Annotated in this window: 14 protein-coding genes; 7 read left to right on the top strand and 7 right to left on the bottom strand. The window is 63.9% G+C overall.

Going from position 1 to position 18,084, the window contains the following annotated elements; all coding sequences use genetic code 11:
• Positions 1 to 41: 41 nt before the first annotated feature.
• Positions 42 to 917, bottom strand: coding sequence for an MBL fold metallo-hydrolase (locus IVB13_RS38490; RefSeq protein ID WP_247368659.1), 876 nt, complete (start codon positions 915 to 917; stop codon positions 42 to 44).
• A 133-nt stretch (positions 918 to 1,050) separates the two neighbouring features.
• On the opposite strand from IVB13_RS38490, the gene IVB13_RS38485 reads away from it, so the two are divergent.
• Positions 1,051 to 1,584 (top strand): transposase, encoded by a 534-nt coding sequence (locus tag IVB13_RS38485; RefSeq protein WP_026233149.1) that lies wholly within the window; start codon positions 1,051 to 1,053, stop codon positions 1,582 to 1,584.
• A gap of 163 nt (positions 1,585 to 1,747) precedes the next feature.
• Here the strand turns inward: IVB13_RS38485 and IVB13_RS38480 are convergent, their stop codons facing one another.
• The 3 genes from IVB13_RS38480 to IVB13_RS38470 form a co-directional block, all read right to left on the bottom strand.
• The gene (locus IVB13_RS38480) at positions 1,748 to 3,370 is read right to left on the bottom strand and encodes an ABC-F family ATP-binding cassette domain-containing protein (protein ID WP_204511036.1); all 1,623 of its coding nucleotides are present in this window, start codon (positions 3,368 to 3,370) and stop codon (positions 1,748 to 1,750) included.
• A 175-nt stretch (positions 3,371 to 3,545) separates the two neighbouring features.
• Positions 3,546 to 3,887 carry a hypothetical protein gene (locus IVB13_RS38475; protein ID WP_157642967.1) on the bottom strand — a complete coding sequence of 114 codons (342 nt, stop codon included), beginning with the start codon at positions 3,885 to 3,887 and terminating at the stop codon, positions 3,546 to 3,548.
• 261 nt (positions 3,888 to 4,148) lie between these two features.
• Positions 4,149 to 4,601: a hypothetical protein gene (locus tag IVB13_RS38470; protein WP_247492615.1), complete on the bottom strand. Its 453-nt coding sequence runs from the start codon at positions 4,599 to 4,601 to the stop codon at positions 4,149 to 4,151.
• Between the two features lie 13 nt (positions 4,602 to 4,614).
• On the opposite strand from IVB13_RS38470, the gene IVB13_RS38465 reads away from it, so the two are divergent.
• Positions 4,615 to 6,528, top strand: a complete 1,914-nt coding sequence (locus tag IVB13_RS38465; RefSeq protein WP_247492614.1) for an autotransporter outer membrane beta-barrel domain-containing protein — start codon at positions 4,615 to 4,617, stop codon at positions 6,526 to 6,528.
• A gap of 19 nt (positions 6,529 to 6,547) precedes the next feature.
• On the opposite strand, the gene IVB13_RS38460 is transcribed toward IVB13_RS38465, so the two are convergent.
• Positions 6,548 to 8,116: a multicopper oxidase family protein gene (locus IVB13_RS38460; protein ID WP_247368665.1), complete on the bottom strand. Its 1,569-nt coding sequence runs from the start codon at positions 8,114 to 8,116 to the stop codon at positions 6,548 to 6,550.
• A gap of 271 nt (positions 8,117 to 8,387) precedes the next feature.
• Here IVB13_RS38460 and IVB13_RS38455 point away from each other — a divergent pair, with 271 nt between their 5' ends.
• From IVB13_RS38455 to IVB13_RS38445, 3 genes are read left to right on the top strand one after another with little or no spacing between them, the layout of a single operon-like run.
• Complete coding sequence (locus IVB13_RS38455) at positions 8,388 to 11,159, top strand: molybdopterin cofactor-binding domain-containing protein (RefSeq protein WP_247368666.1); 2,772 nt, start codon at positions 8,388 to 8,390, stop codon at positions 11,157 to 11,159.
• Complete coding sequence (locus tag IVB13_RS38450) at positions 11,156 to 11,680, top strand: (2Fe-2S)-binding protein (RefSeq protein ID WP_247368667.1); 525 nt, start codon at positions 11,156 to 11,158, stop codon at positions 11,678 to 11,680. The genes IVB13_RS38455 and IVB13_RS38450 overlap by 4 nt, the downstream gene beginning before the upstream one ends.
• 8 nt (positions 11,681 to 11,688) lie before the next feature.
• A complete protein-coding gene (locus IVB13_RS38445; RefSeq protein WP_247338114.1) occupies positions 11,689 to 12,306 on the top strand; it encodes an Isoquinoline 1-oxidoreductase subunit in 618 nt (205 codons plus the stop codon).
• Positions 12,307 to 12,425: 119 nt separating this feature from the next.
• On the opposite strand, the gene IVB13_RS38440 is transcribed toward IVB13_RS38445, so the two are convergent.
• Positions 12,426 to 14,579 (bottom strand): autotransporter domain-containing protein, encoded by a 2,154-nt coding sequence (locus tag IVB13_RS38440; protein WP_247368669.1) that lies wholly within the window; start codon positions 14,577 to 14,579, stop codon positions 12,426 to 12,428.
• Here IVB13_RS38440 and IVB13_RS38435 point away from each other — a divergent pair.
• Positions 14,560 to 15,174 carry a hypothetical protein gene (locus IVB13_RS38435; protein WP_157642964.1) on the top strand — a complete coding sequence of 205 codons (615 nt, stop codon included), beginning with the start codon at positions 14,560 to 14,562 and terminating at the stop codon, positions 15,172 to 15,174. The genes IVB13_RS38440 and IVB13_RS38435 overlap by 20 nt on opposite strands.
• Before the next feature lie 945 nt (positions 15,175 to 16,119).
• Here the strand turns inward: IVB13_RS38435 and IVB13_RS38430 are convergent.
• Entirely contained in the window at positions 16,120 to 16,302 is a 183-nt protein-coding gene (locus IVB13_RS38430; protein WP_247368670.1) for a hypothetical protein, read from the bottom strand.
• Between the two features lie 424 nt (positions 16,303 to 16,726).
• Here IVB13_RS38430 and IVB13_RS38425 point away from each other — a divergent pair, with 424 nt between their 5' ends.
• On the top strand, positions 16,727 to 17,524 hold the full coding sequence (locus IVB13_RS38425) for a helix-turn-helix transcriptional regulator (protein WP_247368673.1): 798 nt from the start codon (positions 16,727 to 16,729) through the stop codon (positions 17,522 to 17,524).
• Positions 17,525 to 18,084: the final 560 nt, after the last annotated feature.

Here is an 18,084-nt window from a genome sequence, read left to right as displayed (position 1 = left end):
GGATGGCCGGGACAAGCCCGGCCATGACGGCGACCCAGTGGTCAATCCCGCTTGAAACGATAATCAAAGGCGGCGCCGAACGGCTTGATCAGCCCGACCGTCGGCGCCGGGAAATGAATCGGCAGGATCAGCGTGTCGGTGTCGGCGACGGAAGCAAAAAACTTTCGCCGCGACACCGCGGACTGCTTCGCATCCCAATCCGGCTTGGCCGACCAGTCCGGCTCGCGGCACTGGATCTGATGATGCATGAGGTCGCCGGCGACCACCGCGCGGCGCCCCTTCGAAAAGATGTTCACGCAGCAATGGCAGGGCGAATGCCCCGGCGTCGGCGTTAGCGTGACGGTGTCGTCGAGCGCGTAATCGTCATCGACCAGCAGCGCTTGGCCTGCCTCGACGATCGGCAGGCAATTGTCGCGAAACACGGTGCCGGGCGGGTTGCGGCCCTTGGCATGCTCGGCCTCCCAGGCCGCATATTCACCCTTGTGGAAGACGTATTTCGCATTCGGAAACGTCGGCACCCAACGGCCATCGCGCAAGGTCGTGTTCCAGCCGGTGTGGTCGATATGAAGATGCGTGCAGAACACGTAGTCGATCTGCTCGAAGCCGATGCCGAGCGCGAACAGCTCGTTGCGCCAGCGTTCCTTGCCGGGAAAATCGAACGGCGGCGGATGGCCCTTGTCCTCGCCGGTGCAGGTGTCGACCAGGATGGTATAGCGCGGCGTGCGCACCACGAAGGTCTGATAGGTGATGACCATCATGCCGCGCGCGGCATCGAACACCTCCGGCTCCATGGTCGGCAGATGGTGCCTGAACACACCCTCGTCATAAGCCGGGAAAAAATCCTGCGGCCGCCGCCACGGCCCCTCCCGCTCGATCACCGCATCGATGGTGATGTCGCCGATCCGGAGTTGCTTCATGGCTATTTCGCTCCGCTTTTTTGAAACAGCGTAGCGAGAGCCCCTGAAACGTGCAAGCAAGCGAATGGATTGCAAATCTCTCGATCTGGTTGTAGCCCGGATGGAGCGAAGCGTAATCCGGGAAGGTGCTCGCGTGGTTCGCTATCGGCGCAATCTTCTCCCTGGTGGGACCTTCTTTTTCACCGTGACGCTGGATGATCGAAGATCATCCGTGTTGGTCGATCATGTGGACAAGCTGCGCCACGCATTCCGGGTGGCGCGCGCTGAAAGGCCATTCACGATCGAAGCAATCGTGGTCCTCCCTGATCATCTGCACGTCATCATGACGCTGCCGGACAATGACGCTGATTTTTCCGGCCGATGGCGGCGGATCAAGAGCTCCTTCACGCATCAACTGGCTGTTTCAGGTGCCCCCATCTCCCGCAATCGTCGGGGGGAGTTCTCTCTGTGGCAAAGGCGGTTTTGGGAGCACACGATTCGTGACGACGCCGATTTCGAACGCTGCGCCGACTACATCCACTTTAACCCGGCCAAGCACGGGTATGTCTCTTCGCCGGCAGACTGGCCGCATTCATCGCTTCACCGCTACGTCCGCGAAGGCGTGCTTCCGCCCGATTGGGGAGGAGCTGGAGAGATAGTTGGTAGCTTCGGCGAACGCGAAGACTGACCCGGATTACGCTTACGCTCCATCCGGGCTACGAGATTTCCACGGACTCCTGTCGCCCGGATGAGCGAAGCGACATCCGGGGCCGGACCATCCGCAGCGCACGACTAGCCACGCGGCACGAAACCCGGATTACGCTTCGCTCCATCCGGGCTACCGCCGATCACTACGACCGCAACCCCGGCGCTTCCTGCCCCGTGCGCGCGACATATTCGGTGTAGCCGCCGCCGAACTGGTGGATGCCTTCGGGCGTCAGCTCCAGCACGCGGTTCGACAGGACGCTGAGAAAATGCCGGTCATGCGAGACGAACAGCATGGTGCCCTCGAAATCCGACAGCGCCGTAATCAGCATCTCCTTGGTGGCGAGGTCGAGATGGTTGGTCGGCTCGTCCAGCACCAGGAAGTTCGGGGGATCGAACAGCATCTTGGCCATCACCAGGCGCGCCTTCTCGCCGCCCGAGAGCACGCGGCAGCGCTTCTCGACGTCGTCGCCGGAGAAGCCGAAGCAGCCGGCGAGCGCGCGCAGGGAGCCCTGCCCCGCGGTCGGAAACGCATATTCGAGTGACTCGAACACCGTCTGCTCGCCGTCGAGCAAATCCATCGCGTGCTGCGCGAAATAGCCCATTTTGACGCTGCCGCCGACTGCAACGGTGCCCTCGTCCGGCTCGCTCGCACCGGCGACGAGCTTGAGTAGCGTCGATTTGCCGGCGCCGTTGACGCCCATCACGCACCAGCGCTCCCTGCGGCGGATCATGAAATCGAGCCCGTCATAGATCCGCTTGCTGCCGTAGCCCTTGAAGACCTTTTTGAGCGCAACGACGTCCTCGCCCGAGCGCGGCGCCGGTGGGAAGTCGAACGCCACCGTCTGGCGGCGGCGCGGCGGCTCCACCCGCTCGATCTTGTCGAGCTTCTTCACCCGGCTCTGAACCTGCGCCGCATGAGATGCGCGCGCCTTGAACCGCTCGATGAATTTGATCTCCTTGGCGAGCATGGCCTGCTGGCGCTCGAACTGCGCCTGTTGCTGCTTCTCGCTCAACGCCCGCTGCTGCTCGTAGAATTCGTAATTGCCGGCGTAGGTCGTAAGCGAGCCGGAATCGATCTCGACCACTTTCGAGATCACGCGGTTGATGAACTCGCGATCGTGCGAGGTCATCAGCAGGGTGCCTTCGTAATCGTGCAAGAACTTCTCCAGCCAGATCAGGCTTTCTAGATCGAGATGGTTGCTGGGTTCGTCGAGCAGCATGACGTCGGGACGCATCAAGAGAATACGCGCCAGCGCCACGCGCATCTTCCAGCCGCCGGAGAGTTTTCCGACGTCGCCGTCCATCATCTCCTGGCTGAAGCCGAGGCCGGATAGCGCCTCGCGCGCACGGCCGTCGAGCGCGTAGCCGTCGAGCTCCTCGAACGCGTGCTGCACCTCGCCGTACCGCGCGATGATCTCGTCCATCTGGTCGGCCTTGTCGGGATCGGCCATCGCGGTCTCGAGCTCGCGCAGCTCGGCGGCCACCGCACTCACCGGTCCCGCCCCGTCCATGACCTCGGCCACGGCGCTGCGGCCGGCCATCTCGCCGACATCCTGGTTGAAATAGCCGATGGTGATGCCGCGATCGGTCGAGACCTGCCCCTCATCGGGCAGTTCCTCGCCGGCGATCATCCGGAACAGCGTGGTCTTGCCCGCGCCGTTCGGGCCGACGAGCCCGATCTTCTCGCCCTTGTTGAGGGCGGCGGACGCTTCGATGAACAGGATCTGGTGGCCGGCTTGCTTGCTGACGTTGTCGAGGCGGATCATGAGGTCTTTTTGGGGGATTGTTGCGTTGCAGCGTCATAGGCCATGCAGGCCGCCAGGGGAAGCCCGGCCGAGCCCGTGTTGTCTGCTCGGAGAGACCTTGGCCGCACGCCGAAGTTGCTGCCTGTGGCTGAAATGACGCACGCCGCCAGCAATGGCCTCGGCTGCGAACAACGGTTCATTGTTCCAGGGGTTCCACTCCGATAGCGTCGCCATGTCGTGCCGCCAATGGCCTGGCAGTCAACAAGACGTCAGGTGGGCAAGTGTCGGGATTTCGGCGGATTTCAACCAAGCGGGCAGCGTGGCTGGCTTCGACTGCCTTGGCGGCGACGCTGGCCGGTACGGCGGCGGCGCAGGCCGCAGATTCGACCTGGTCGACCAGCCCAGGCACGGGCGACTTCAACACCGCCGCCAATTGGAGCCCGGCCGTGGTGCCAACTGGCACCGCGTTCTTTGGCACCTCCAGCACGACGGCAGTTTCATTCTCGGCCGACGCCAGCTTCGGCGGCTGGACCTTCAACAGCGGCGCGTCGACTTACCACTTCACCAATAGCCGGTCTCTTTCCTTCATCGACGCTGGTATCAATGCCCAGGGCGGCCAAGCCTTTATACGCAACGACACAAATGCTCTGAATTTCTACAACAGCAGCACGGCCGGCGCAGGAGCTGCTCCTGCAACTCAATTTGACATCCAGAACGGCGGCAGCGTCAACTTTTACGACACCAGCACGGCCGGTAATTCCCGCATTAGCTTAGGCGGCGGTGGCGCTGCCAACAGGATCTATTTCAACAATTCTAGCACGGCCGGGAACGCGCAAATCAACGCCTTCAGCGGCAGCCCCGCTGTGGTGTTCAAGGACACCAGCTCAGCCGGCACTGCAAGGATCTTGGTGAACAGCACCGCCACGTTCAGCAACGCGAGCAGCGCCGGCAGCGCAGCATTCAACGGCAGTGGCGTTCTGCAATTCTTCAATAACAGCACAGCCAGCAGCGCCGATGTCACCCTGCAATTGGTCCAGTTTTTCGACACGAGCAGTGGCGGCAATGCAACTCTGAGGACTTTTGCGGGCGGTGTCGTTGATTTCTCGACCCTAACATCCGCGGGGACGACTGCCGGCTCGATCAGTGGCACGGGCACGTTCAACTTTGGCACGAAAACGATCACGGTTGGCGGCAACAACCAGTCGACCACAGTTGCTGGTACGATCGAAGGAATCGGCGGTGCGCTGGTCAAGACCGGCACCGGCATGCTGACGCTGTCGGGCACAAACACCTACGCTGGCGGCACCACGATTTCCGCAGGAACCTTGCAGATCGGCGATGGCGGCACCACCGGCTCGGTCCTCGGCAACATCACCAACAACGCGGCGCTAATTTTCAACCGCTCGGATGCGGTCACCTTTGGCAACGCCATCGGCGGCAGCGGATTGGTCTCCAAGCAGGGCACCGGCACGCTGACGCTGTCGGGCACAAACACCTACACCGGCGGCACGACTGTCAACGCAGGCGTGCTTGTGGTGAACGGCTCGATCGCATCGTCGGTGCTGACCGCCGTCAGCAGCGGCGCCACGCTGTCGGGAATCGGCACCGCCGGCAATACGGTTATCAACAGCGGCGGCACGCTGGCGGCGGGTGACGGCTTCGCAGGTACGTCGCTGAACGTAACCGGCAGTCTCGCCTTTCAATCCGGCGCCATCTACATGGTGCAGATCAACCCCGCAACGTCGAGCTTCACCGAGGTGACGGGAACGGCCACGCTGGGCGGAACAACCGTCAAGGCGATCTACGCGAATGGCAGCTACGTCGCCAAGCAGTACACGATCGTGACAGCAGGCAGCGTCAGCGGCACCTTCGGATCGGTGGTCGACACCAACCTGCCCACGAACTTCCATACGACGCTGAGCTATGATCCCACCCACGCCTATCTGAACCTGGTCCTGAACTTTGTCCCGCCAGGCGGCGGATTGAGAGGCAACCAGAACGGCGTCGGCAATGCCATCGTCGGCTACTTCAACACCAATGGCGGCATTCCGCTGGTCTATAGCGGGCTGACACCGGCCGGCCTGACCCAGGCCTCGGGCGAGACCGCGACGGGGTCGCAGCAGACCACTTTCAACGCCATGACCCAGTTCATGAGCATCATGACCGATCCGTTCACGCCCGGACGCGGCGACGGCGTCCATGCGCCGGCCTATGCCGAGGATAATGTTGCCGCCAACGCCTACGCCTCGTCAGGCAAGCCGCGCAGCAAGAACGAGCGCGACGCTTATGCCGCGATCTACAGCAAGGCGCCGCTGCGGAGCAATTACGATCCGCGCTGGAGCGTGTGGGCGGCCGGCTTCGGCGGCGCGCAAACCACCGATGGCAACCTCGCGGCAGGCTCCAACACCAGCACCAGCCGCATCTTCGGCATGGCGGCCGGTGCCGACTATATCCTTTCACCCAACACCGTCGCAGGCTTTGCGCTCGCCGGTGGCGGCAGCAGTTTCAACGTCGTCAATGGCGGCAGCGGTCGCTCCGACCTGTTCCAGGCCGGCGCCTTCGTGCGCCACAATGTTGGCGCTGCCTATGTCTCCGGCGCGCTGGCCTATGGCTGGCAGGACGTCACCACCGACCGCACCGTGACGATTGCCGGCGTCGATCGCTTGCGCGCGCAGTTCAATGCGAACGCCTATTCCGGTCGCCTCGAAGGCGGCTATCGCATCGTGACGCCGTGGATCGGCGGCATCGGCCTCACGCCCTATGCGGCCGGGCAGTTCACAACGTTCGACCTGCCTGCCTATGCCGAGTCCGTCGTCTCCGGCACCAACACCTTTGCGCTGGCCTATGGCTCCAAGAGCGTCACGGACAGCAGGAGCGAACTCGGCATCCGCGCCGACAAATCCTGGGCGATGCCGAACGCGAGCCTCACGCTGCGCGGCCGTGCGGCCTGGGCGCACGACTTCAACCCGGACCACGCCATCAACTCCGCCTTCCAGGCGCTGCCCGGCGCCAGCTTCACTGTCAACGGTGCAAGACAGGCCAGCGAGTCCGCGCTGACGACGGCGTCCCTCGAAATGAAATGGATGAACGGCTGGTCTGCGGCCGGCACCTTCGAGGGCGAGTTCTCCGACGTCACGCGCTCCTACGCCGGCAAGGGCGTGGTCAGATACGCCTGGTGAGAGGCGTCCTCCCAGAAGCTTACGGCTTATAGACCTCGACCGTCTGCATCATGCCCATCTCCTCGTGGTTCATCATGTGGCAGTGGAGCATGTAGACACCGGTGAAATCGATAAAGCGCGAGCGGAACACGACCACGCCGCCCTTGCGCTCCACGATCACGGAATCCCGCCATTCCGGCACCGCCAGCGCCTTGCCGTTGGCCGAGATCACCTGGAACGGGTTGGTGTGGATGTGGAAGACGTGGTCGTCATGCTCATGCGTATTGACGATGGTCCACTCCTCGACCGCGCCCAGCTTGACCCGCTGATCGATGCGGCCGGGGTCGAACTTCTTGCCGTCGACGAAGAACTCGAATTCCTGCCAATGGCCGGCGGCATCGGCCTCCGGCGCGGTGGCCGACAGCACCACCTTGCGGCGGTTGGTGATCTCGGAGTCCTTGATGGTCGCGAGCGGCGCTGGTGGCAGGGCGCGCGGCAGCTGCATGTCCATCGGCGCGCCTGACACCACGACCCGCGCCAGAGGCCCCACCGGCGAAGGATGCCCCTGGTCGTAGGGCGCCGCGTTGAAGGCGTAGGTGCCGGGGCTGCCTGCTTTCACCAGAATATCGGCGCGCTGCCCCGGCGCGATCAGGACCTGCTTGAGCGGCTGCATGGCACCGAGCTGGATGCCGTCATAGGCGATCGCATGCAGATCGTGCTTTTCGAGGTCGAGCAGCATGTCGTCCTGATAGGCGGCGTTGAGGATGCGCCAACGCTGCACCTCGCCGGGCCGCATCTCGATCATTGGCCGGCGCTGGCCGTTGATGGCGAGAAAGCGCGTCGCAGTCTCGGGAAACAGCGTCTCGAAATTTTCGACCATGCCGTTGGCATCGTAGACCACCTGGGTCAGCACCATGAGGCGTTCGCGGGCTGTCGCGATCTCGGGGACGTCGGCGAAATCGCCCTCGATGACGATGGCGCCGACCATGCCGGAGGACATCTGGATGTCGGCGCTGCCGTGGTGATGCGGGTGATACCAGTAGGTGCCCCTGGTGTGGTCGGCCGGCAGGGCGATTTCGATGTTGTAGCTGCGGCCCGGCGCCATCGAGCGCATGACGTTGTCGGAAATCCCGCTCGGGCTGGTATGCGCGCCGTGGAAATGAAAATTGGTGTTGTTGAACTGGTGCGGATGGCTGATGTCGGCCGGCAATCCGTCGCGGTTCGGCGGCAGATCGTTGATCATCTTGATGCGCAGGGTTTCGCCGGGCTTCATGCGCAAGGTCGGGCCGGGGCTGCCGCCGTCATAGGATCTGACATAGAGCCGGACGCCGCCGATCTGGCGATAGGCGTAGCCGACCCGCAACGTCGTGCTCAGCACGCCATTGACGGACCGCCGCACCTCGGGCTCGACCAGCGCCTGGTCCATGGCAGGAACGGGCGTTTCAGCGACCATCCCCATGGTCGGCGACATGTCCGCGGTGTGGGACATGCCAGCATGGTCGTGCACGGCGTGCTGGGCGTTCGCGGCACCTGCGAACAGCGACAACGCGCCGGCTTTGAGACCGCAATCGAGCAACTGGCGGCGCGACAATGTCCTAGTCCCTGTCACGCTGGTTTCTGAAGCTGCACCGTTCGAATCGTGCTGCATTTGCGTTTCGCCCCCTGTTGCCTGACGGTCTTCCGTTCGATTCGATTTTAAAGCAAGCTCGAAACCGCAATTCGAGCCGTAAGCGTATCACATTCATTGGTTGTAAACCTCCTCGCCCGTTCTATCGTCAATGAATCGTAACGGATTCGGCGCTCGCGCTGGTCCGTGGCCTGCGTACATCGAATGCTGCCAGCATCCCGATGTTCTCGAAACTCTGTCCAAGGATCTGATCATGACGCCTTCGCGACGTGAGTTCGTGAAGTGGTTATCGGCGGGAGGCATCTCGGTCAGCCTGTCACATCTGGCGTTCGCGGCGGGCGTTCCCTTCGCAGCGCACGAAACGCTGCCTGGACGCGGCAAGTTCAATCCCGCGACAACGGGCGCCGGCCGTGTCGACGGCGTCGCCAAGGTCACCGGTGCGAAGCTTTACGCGTCCGACTTCCGCGCCAACGACCTGCCGGGCTGGCCGCAAGCCACCTCGCACGCCATCCTGGTCCGCGCCAATGACGCCACGCATGTCTATACCGGGCTGGACCTCGGCCGCCTCGGCGGCGCGCTCAAGCCGTCGGTGGTGGTGACAGCCGCCGATCTCGATCGGATCGGGACGCAGGTGCCGGAATTCTATGCGGGCGACCTGTTCTGTCCGATCGGCAAGACGCCGCTTTATCTCGGGCAGCCGGTCGCGCTTTTGATCTTCGAAAAGTTCGATGCCTTCGACCAGGCGCGTCTCGCGCTGCGCGACGGCACGTTCGTCCAATTCGGCGAGGAGACCGGGCCTGTCGTGGTGCCCGATTACGGGGCCTTCCGCTTCACCCGCGTGGCAGGTCCCTCGCCTGACCAACCGGACGTCTATTCGCCGCTCCAAGCCGGCTGGGTCTCGCCCAAGAAGGTGCAGAGCGCGGCGCTGCCGGTGTGGTCGCCGCTCGCGAAGGACACGCCGGCGGATTACGCCAAGGCGGCGAAATATGGCGAGCAGATCCGCGCCGAGCTTGCAGCGGATGACCCATCCATGCTGGTGCTCGACCGCGAGTTCGAGACGCAATCGGTCGACCCGATGTTCCTGGAGCCGGAATGCGGGCTCGCCTGGTACGACGGCAAGGGCGGCAATCTCGAACTGCTGCTCGGCGTCCAGTCGCCCTACGAAGCGGCGGAGTCGATCGCGCATCTCTTCGGCAAGGCCCGCGCGCCCTACAAGCCGGCACACATCAACGCGCAGTTCGCCCATGTCGGCGGCGGCTTTGGTGGCCGCGATCACACGCCTTTCATTCTCTATGTTGCGCTCGCGGCGGTCTGCTTTCCCGGCAAGCCGGTGCGGCTGGCGCATGACCGCTACCAGCAATTTCAGGCCGGCATCAAGCGCCACGCGATCAAGATGCGCTCGCGCATCGGCATCGATCGCGCGACCGGCAAGATCAAGGGGTTCGCCGCCGATCACGTGCTCGACGGCGGCGGGCTCGCCCATTTCTCGGCCAGCGTCGCCGTCGTCGCGGCCACCGGCGCGATCGGCATCTACGACATTCCGAAGGTCGACGTCAGAACCGTCGCGGTGCACTCGCGTGGCGTGAGCGCGGGCTCGATGCGCGGCTACGGCATCCTGCAAGCCATGACGGCGCTGGAGGTCCTGATCGACGAAGCCGCCTCCGAGCTCAAGCGCGATCCGATTGAATTCCGGCGGCGTAACGCTCTGCCGCAGAACGGTCGGACCATGACGGGCAATCCCTACATCGTCTCGGTGCGCACACCCGAAATCCTCGACAAACTCGAGAAGCACCCGATCTGGCAGCAGCGGGCACAGTTCAAGCAGACCTCGTCGGATCGACTGGTCGGCACAGGCGTCGCCTGCGTGACGAAAGACTATGGCTCCGGCGCGGACGGCTCGCTCGGCCGTGTCGAGCTCGCCCCTGACGGCAGGATCGTTATCTATTGCGATCATGTCGAGATGGGCAACGGCATCGGGACGGCGCTGGCCAACCGGGTCGCCGGCCATCTCGGCGCCATCGCCGACGAGGTCTCGGTCGCCCGCGTCGACAGCTATGACGTGCTCGGGCTGGTCACGTCAGGCGATCCCTCAACCATGGACCAGAAGACCCAGGATGCCGCGGAGAAAAACCCGCGCTGGGTGCCCGCGATCAGCTCGCCGACGAGCTCCTCGATCGGCGCGCATGTCGGCACGCATTCGGCCGCGGAAGCCGCCCGCGTGATTTTCCGCTTCGGCCTGTGGCCCGCAGCGCTTGAGCTGTGGCGCGTCGCAAAGACCGATCGGCGCGCGGGGCAATGGGACGCCGCAAGCTGGCAGAACGGCCAGCTCACCATGCCCGGCCTCGAACCGCTGGCGCTGCCGGTACTGGCCGCAACAGCTCACGCGCGCGGCTTCGTCACCGGTGCGGTTGCGCACAGCTTCTCGCGCTGGGCGTGGTCGCGGGCACGCTTCCCGGTGTCCGGCGAGCAATACCGCGCCGAGATCGATGCGCTGGCGATCCGCAAAGGCAACGGCAAGTTCGAGCGGATCAACCGCACCAGCGTCAAGTTTCCGCCGACCGACAACAACCGGATTGGCACCGCCTACACCTCGATGTGCGGCACGGTCGTCCGCGTCGAGATCGAGCGCGCAACCGGGAGCTTGCGCATCGCCAAGGCCTACAGTGTGTTCGAATGCGGCACCGCGCTCGTGCCCGAGGTCGTGATGGGCCAGGCCCAGGGCGGCTTCGCCATGGGCGTCGGCTACGCGCTGCTCGAAACCCTCCCACCGTTCGAGGGCGGCCCCGGCAACGGCGAATGGAATCTCGGGCGCTATCTGGTCGCACGCGGCTCCGACCTGCCGCTCCGCGATCTCGAGATCGAGATGCTGAAGCCGCTAGTACCAGACGAAGCGCCGAAGGGCATGGCGGAGGTCGTGATGATCCCGATCGTGCCGGCGCTGATCAACGCCATCCACGACGCCACCGGCCATCGCTTCCGTGCGCTGCCGGTCACCGCAAGCCTATTGAAGGGAGTGCTCGCGTGACGACCCTCAGCCTCACCATCAACGGCCAGAAGCACGGCCCGATGGACGTCCGCGACGATCTCTCGATGAACGATTTTCTGCGCGAGATGCTGGGCATGACCGGCACCAAGTTCGGCTGCGGCGCCGCGCAATGCCTGAGCTGCGCCGTCATCATCGATGCGCCCGACGGCACCAGCACCACCAGCCCGACCTGCGTCGCGCCGGCCGTGAATTTCGACGGCAAGTCGATCCGCACCGTCGAGGGGCACGCGCGGGACGGCGAGCTCTCGACCCTGCAAAAGGCCTTCATCGAGCATTTCGCCTTTCAGTGCGGCTATTGCACCGCCGGCTTCCTCAATGAGAGCCAGGTCCTGCTGGAGCGCCTGTCGCGGACACCGGTCGCGCGCGAGGCGCTGGAGCAGACCATCGCGGATGCGCTCGACGGTCATCTCTGTCGCTGCACCGGCTACGTCAAATATCACGAGGCGGTGCGCGACGTGATCCTCGCCGACTCGAAGCGCTACCTCATGGCCACCAAGTGACGCGCATCATGATCTCCGACGTGCGGTTCAAGATGATTGCCGTGGTCGCCGCCCTCGCCGGCAGTTTCGGTGCGGGCTACGCGGCGTCGGAGACGGCAGGTCACGCCCTCGCCTCGCCCGAGAGCTTTGCCTCGATCGGCGACACAGAGAAGCGCTCGGCCGCAATCCTCACCGAGCTCGGCAAGGTGCTGACGCATCCGCGTTGCACCAATTGCCATCCGGCCGGCGACAGGCCGCACCAGGGCGACAATGTCCGCTTGCATCAGCCGCCGGTGACGCGCGGCGCAGACGGCCATGGGCTCGAGGGGATGCGCTGCAACACCTGCCACCAGAAGGCCAATTTCGAGCCTGGCCGCATGCCCGGCCATCCCGAATGGCATCTCGCCCCGCGCGAGATGGCCTGGGAGGGCAAGACCGTCGGCGAGATCTGCGAGCAGATCAGGGATCCGGCGCGCAATGGCGGGCGCAAGGTGGAAGACCTGATCGACCATATCGGCAAGGACACCCTCGTCGGCTGGGCCTGGAAGCCCGGCTTCGGCCGCTCGCCCGTGCCGGGCACGCAACAGCAGGCCGGCGCGCTGGTGGAGGCCTGGGTGAAGACCGGAGCGGCGTGTCCGGCGCGGTGACGACGTCGAAGCGGTCCGTTCCGCGAACGGAGTTCAGTCGAATTTGTAGTTCATGCCGAGCGTCATCATGTCATGGCGCTGCTTGACCATCTCCGACGGCACCGCTGCCCCCGAGGGGTTCACCACGCATATCGCACCACGCCCTTGCCGGCGTAGCTGCGCGTCACGCTGGAGAACTCGCCTTCGAATGTCGCGGCGGTCGACCAGCCGTTCATCCATCTGGTTTCGGCGGATGCCGTGACCAGCGCGGACTCGGAAGCCTGCGCCGCGCCGTTGACGAAGAAGCTGGCGCCCGGCAGCGTCTGGAACGTCGCACCAATGCCGCGCTCGGGATTGAAATCATGCGCCCAGGCCACGCGGCCGCGCAGCGTCAGCATCGCGCTCTGCATGGCAAAGGATTTGTCGGCGCGCAGACCGAGTTCGCTGCGGGTGTCGGTCACGCTCTTCGCATTATAAGCGAGTGCAAAGGTGTTGGCGCCCGAGACGACACCTTCCGCATAGGCCGGCAGGTCGAAGGTGGTGAACTGGCCTGCCGCATACGGCGTGAAGCCAATCCCGCCGATCACGGGCACCACGAAGCGGTAGCCGCTCTCGACACGGCCGGACCAGGCATTGGCATTGAACTGCGCGCGCAGGCGATCGATGCCGGCAATCGTCACGGTGCGATCGGTGGTGACGTCCTGCCAGCCATAGGCGAGCGCGCCGGAGAGATAAGCGGCTCCCACCGTATGGCGCACGAAGGCACCGGCCTGGAACAGGTCGGAGCGTCCGCCGCCACCGTTGACGACGCTGAAATTGGTGCCGCCGCCGGCAAGTGCAAAGCCGACCAGCGTGTCGCGCGAGATGCGATAGTCGGCGCCGACAGCGGTGCCATAGAGGCTGCTGCTGGTGTTGTTCGAGCCGGCGATCGAGTTGCCGTCGGTTTTCTGCGAGCCGCCGAAGCCGGCCGCCCACACGCTCCAGCGCTGCTGGAACGGCACCGCAGCTGGTGCCTTGGTATAGATCGCCGCCAGCGCGTCGTTCGGGCTGCGCTTCCTCGCGGCATAGGCGAGCGCTTGCTCGTCGGCGTAACCGGTTGCGTTGCCGCCGGCGGTTGCACCGTCACCGCGTCCGGCGACGAACGGATCGGTCATCACCCCCATGAACTGGTTCATCGCATTGAAGGTGGACTGCTGCGACCCGGTCGCGGTTTCGCCGGAGACCTGCGTCAGGGCGGTGGCGAGACCGGAGCCGGTCAGAGCGAACAGCGCGTTGAAGCCCGCCGGCATGTTGGCGCCGGCCAGGAGCGCATTGTCGATTCCGGCCGCGACGTTCTTCTGGTTGATATTGGCATTGGCGGGCAGGTTCGGCGACAGCAGGCCGGGATCGACCGTCAGTAATACCTCGTTGCCGACATAACTCACCCGCGCATTGCGGGCGAAACTGTTGCCGGCGAGAACGCCCGCCGTGTCGAAGGTGCCGTTGACGGTGCCCGCGATCATGATGGTGTAGGTGGTGGTTGCGCTGATGCGCGCCAGCGGATCGACCGTGACCTTGCCCGCAAGGTTGGCGGTGCCGGTCACAACCGTCATGTCGCTCGATGCGCCCGATATCTGCACCAGATAGGTCGATGCCGCCGTCAATGTCAGGCTGCCGCTCACCGTCAGCGTGCCGATCGAATTGCCCGGCGCCAGCGTGCCGCCGTTGACGTTGGTGTTGCCGACGATGCCGCTGCCGCCGAGCGTGCCGCCGGGATTCACGGTGACGCCGCTTGCCGAGGTGATATCGCCGTTGACCGCCAGCGTGCCGCCGTTCACGGTGGTCGCGCCGGTGTATGTGTTGATAGCGGACAGCGTCATCGTGCCGGTACCAACCTTGACGAGTGAGGCGCCGGTGCCGCCGACAGCGCCACCGTCGGCAATGACACCGGTGACGTTGGTGGAGAGGTTGTTGCCGCCGACCGTCAATTCGTTCTGACCAAGGCTGAAGAGCCCGGCGCCATTGATCGAGCCGGCGCTGAGCTTGTGATCATTGTTGGGCCCTGTCGAGTCGCTGAAATCCGTAACGCTCGAAGCGCCGTTGGTGATGGCGGCGTTGCCGCCCGTCGCGAAGTTAGCGAATTCCAGGCTGCCGTTGTTGATGATGGTGGCGCTGCCGCCTGTGCTGGTGTCAGCGAATTGCAGCCCGTTGTTGTTGATGATGGTGGCGCTGCCGGCGGTGCTGGCGTCCAGGAAGTCGAACCCGCCACCGTTGGTAATGGCGGCGCTGCCGGCCGTGCTGGTGTTCGAGAACACCAACGACCCGGCACTGATAGCGATAGTTGCGTTGCCCGCCGTGCTGCTCATGGCAAATGTAAGGCCGTTGCTGCTGGCGATGATGGCGCTGCCGGCGGTGCTGGTGTCGCGGAATTGCAGTAGATTGCTATTGGTGATGCCGGCGCTGCCGGCCGTGCTGCTGTCGCGGAATTGCAGTACCCCGCTAGCGCTGATGGCTGCGCTGCCGGCCGTGCTGCTGTTGCGGAAAATGACGACGCTACCGGCTGCCCCGTTGATGGTGGCGCTGCCCGCCGAGCTGGTGCCGTTGAAGGCAACGGAGCCGCCGACGATGCTGGTGATGGCGGCGCTGCCTGCCGAGCTGCCGTCGCTGAAAACGAGCGAGCCATTGCGGTTGATGATCGTGGCGCTGCCGGCCGTGCTGCTGTTAGCGAAACTGATGGTGCTGCTGAAGCTGTTGGTGATGGTGGCGCTGCCGGCCGTGCTGCTGTCGTTGAAACCGATCGTGATGCCGTTTGCAGTGTTAGTGATGGTGGCGCCGCCCGCCGAGCTGCTGCCGTTGAAAGCGATGGAGCTCCGGAAGCCGCTGTTGGTGATCGTGGCGCTGCCGCCCTGAACGCTAATGCCGGCACCGCTGAAAGTGAGAGTTTGAAGGAAGTTGTGGTTGTCGAGAACATAGTTCGAGGCGCCTGGACTGAAGGTCCAACCGCCGACCGTGGTGTCGGCCGAGAGCGTCAGCGCGGTCGTGTTCGAGCTGCCAAACAATGCGGTGCCGACTGGCACCGTCGCCGGGGCCCAGTTTGCGGCGGTGTTGTAGTCGGCAGTGCCAGGGTTGGCCAGCCAGGTCGCATCCTGTCCCAACGCCGGGACCGCGATCCCGACCAATCCGGTTGATGCCAAAGCCAGCAGCGCGGCCCGTCCGTTCGAAAACCGTCCAAAGCCCGACATTGCCCCACCTGACATCTTGTTGTGAATGCTGCTGCTGTTTTGCAGCCGCGTCGTCGAACCGAGCTTGACCTTCATGACGTAACTCCAGAAACGCTCTTGTTTGCCGTGTCGACGACCGGGAATGTCTCGCGACCGGAGCACGAAACAGAAAAGCGTTGCATGGCTGGATCCTTGAAAACGGCAAACAATCGTCACGGCGCGACGATTGCGAGGCGGGGTGTATATCGGCAACGTGTTCTGCACGCGCTTAAGTTCTGCGGAGGCCCGCTCAACTATGTCGTTACGCAGAGAGATTCCGTCTTCCCAGTCACCGCGCCGAATATCGCGTCACACGAGGGGTCTGAGAACTACCTAGAAAGTTGGTTCGCTGCGATTTATGAGCGCCGGCGCATCGACTCCGCGGATCGGTTTGCAATCCAGGAGCGCCGTCAATCGCACGACAGGCATATCGGCTCAGGTTGGGAATGCGCGCCCTCGTTGCTCGAAACATGTCCGCAGATGATCCAGGCGGCGGCGTGCACGATGAGGAATGCGGCGGCGACTGCCAGCAGCCAGCCCGTTTCATTGTGGGCATGGGATCGGGCCGCCAATCTTGTTTGCGTCACTCTGCTCGTCACCATTCTTGTTCTCCGGACGTTTTTTGGGCTTCGTTTCCGAGCAAATGCTCACATTGGCGTATGACGCGGCTCGCCAGGCGGCGCCGCGACGCATGCAGTGCCGAGATGATGAAAGCGACGATGCCGTGCTCTTCTGGCTCGACGAGCCGATCAGAAACCCGGCAGGCTGGCCGGATCATGAGATTTCCATGCCAATCAACTTCCGAGAGCGACGGAAACGCGTGCAAAAGCGGCTTGATCAGGGAACGCTAACGCCCGGGGCGGATCGACACCCTTGCCGGTGGCTGCTGCGCAAAGGCTGAGAGTGTAATCAGCACCGCGGATGACAGGGCGAGGAAAAAACCGCGCCGCCATCGCCTCTCCGTCCGGCCTTCGCCAGGCCTTTGAGGCCGGCGCGCGCCCGTCGTCGTACGCATCGTCGATCTCCCAATGTCGTTACGCTGAGAGAATCTGTATTCCCGGTAACCGTGCCGATATCGCGCCATTTGGTGCATCTGAGAACTACCTGGAAAGGTGGTTCGCTGTACTTTATGTATGCTCGCGGAGATCGAAGGCCTCTGGGGTCGCCTCTGAGCTCGGCGACCGGCACAATCTGGAAATGACATGCATCTCTCCACGGATCCCATCGATCCGCTAAATCAAGACGTCTATGCGCTCTGGGATCAGCTGGCCGACTTCTCGGTCGCCGACAGTGACGCCGCGCTGACCCACCTGCTGTCCGCACTGCGCACCATGTTGTCGGCACGCAATGTGCTGTGGGGCGTGGTCGTGCGATTGCCTTCGCCGAAGCGGACCGATCCCCTGCTCGGCTGGCGTCCGCGTCTCGTCAGGGTGCTGGACCCGATACCGGCGGTGGCGGCATCCGTGCAGAAGCAGTACGATACGCTCTGGTCCGACGACGTCGACCTGTCCCAGATCTTGTCAATGTTGGGCGACGAGCCGTTCCGCGTCCGCCTGCTGTTCGAAACGCTGCCGCCGGAATGGTTCAAGGGCAAGCACTATCGGCGCCACTATCTGGACGTCGGCTTCGCCGACAGCATCTCCGTGCGCATTGCGCTCAATGACGATTTGAGGATTCGCCTGTTCGTATTTCGTGATGCGCAGCAACCCCGCTTTACGGCACAGGACGGCCAGCGTCTGGGCTTCGTGATGCGCGCCTTGAGATGGTTTCACCGTCAACAATTGCTCAGCCACGGACTGCTCATCGCCAACGCGCCCCTCACACCCGCTGAACGCCGCGTGTTGCTCGGACTGCTCGCCGGGGACACGGAAAGGCAGATCGCGCAGAAGCTCGAGCAAAGTCCGAACACCACGCATTTCCACGTCAAGTCGATCTACGCCAAGTTCGCCGTGCGCAGTCGCCAGTCCCTCGCCGCGCTGTGGCTCGGCAGGCTGCGATAACGGCTGAAGCCGCAGGGCCGCCCTGGATGCCCTTCCCTTTCTGGCTCGTCTCGGACCTCGCTGAGATGCAGGAAGATGAATACGACAGCGATCGTTGGTCACGTTGGCGCTCGTAAACGTTGCCGAGGACAGCCAATTCTCGATTCGATGCGCACTTTCGGTTAGTCCCGCTGCGCGGATCATGGCTTCCCGAAGGGGGCCATGGGGGCAGCCTGTTTGCATCGCCTTCGAGGCGGTTAGCCTCGAGCATAAGCCTATTCTGCAACGACAATGTGGGTTGTACGGCTTTGGTGCGCATAGTGCTCTCCGGGTAGGAGGCGGGAGCGCGATACTCTCAGTCACCGATACATGCCGATGGCGGGGCGGTGATCGGCTGAGTCTACGCCCTATATGTGGGTTAAGCCACTGATGCCTTGGACAAGCTGAGCGATTGCGACAAAGAAAGGCAGGACGGGGCTAAAATCAAACCGGGCCACTGAGGTGGGAAACAGGCCAGCGCCCCTATCGAGGTCGAAATAGGCCGCTCTGAGTTTCGAAATTCCCCCTAAACGAAAACGCCA

The sequence above is a fragment of the Bradyrhizobium sp. 17 genome, from assembly GCF_023073515.1.
GTDB lineage: Bacteria > Pseudomonadota > Alphaproteobacteria > Rhizobiales > Xanthobacteraceae > Bradyrhizobium > Bradyrhizobium canariense_D.
Note: the sequence above shows the minus strand (reverse complement) of the source record. Positions and strands in the feature narration are given on the sequence as shown.

Excerpts from the sequence above, each read along its gene's own strand:
- IVB13_RS38430 (WP_247368670.1), bottom strand. The coding sequence starts at position 16,302 with ATGATCCGGCCAGCCTGCCGGGTTTCTGATCGGCTCGTCGAGCCAGAA.
- IVB13_RS38480 (WP_204511036.1), bottom strand. The coding sequence starts at position 3,370 with ATGATCCGCCTCGACAACGTCAGCAAGCAAGCCGGCCACCAGATCCTG.
- IVB13_RS38455 (WP_247368666.1), top strand. The coding sequence starts at position 8,388 with ATGACGCCTTCGCGACGTGAGTTCGTGAAGTGGTTATCGGCGGGAGGC.
- IVB13_RS38490 (WP_247368659.1), bottom strand. The coding sequence starts at position 917 with ATGAAGCAACTCCGGATCGGCGACATCACCATCGATGCGGTGATCGAG.
- IVB13_RS38445 (WP_247338114.1), top strand. The coding sequence starts at position 11,689 with ATGATCTCCGACGTGCGGTTCAAGATGATTGCCGTGGTCGCCGCCCTC.
- IVB13_RS38465 (WP_247492614.1), top strand. The coding sequence starts at position 4,615 with ATGCTGACGCTGTCGGGCACAAACACCTACGCTGGCGGCACCACGATT.
- IVB13_RS38425 (WP_247368673.1), top strand. The coding sequence starts at position 16,727 with ATGCATCTCTCCACGGATCCCATCGATCCGCTAAATCAAGACGTCTAT.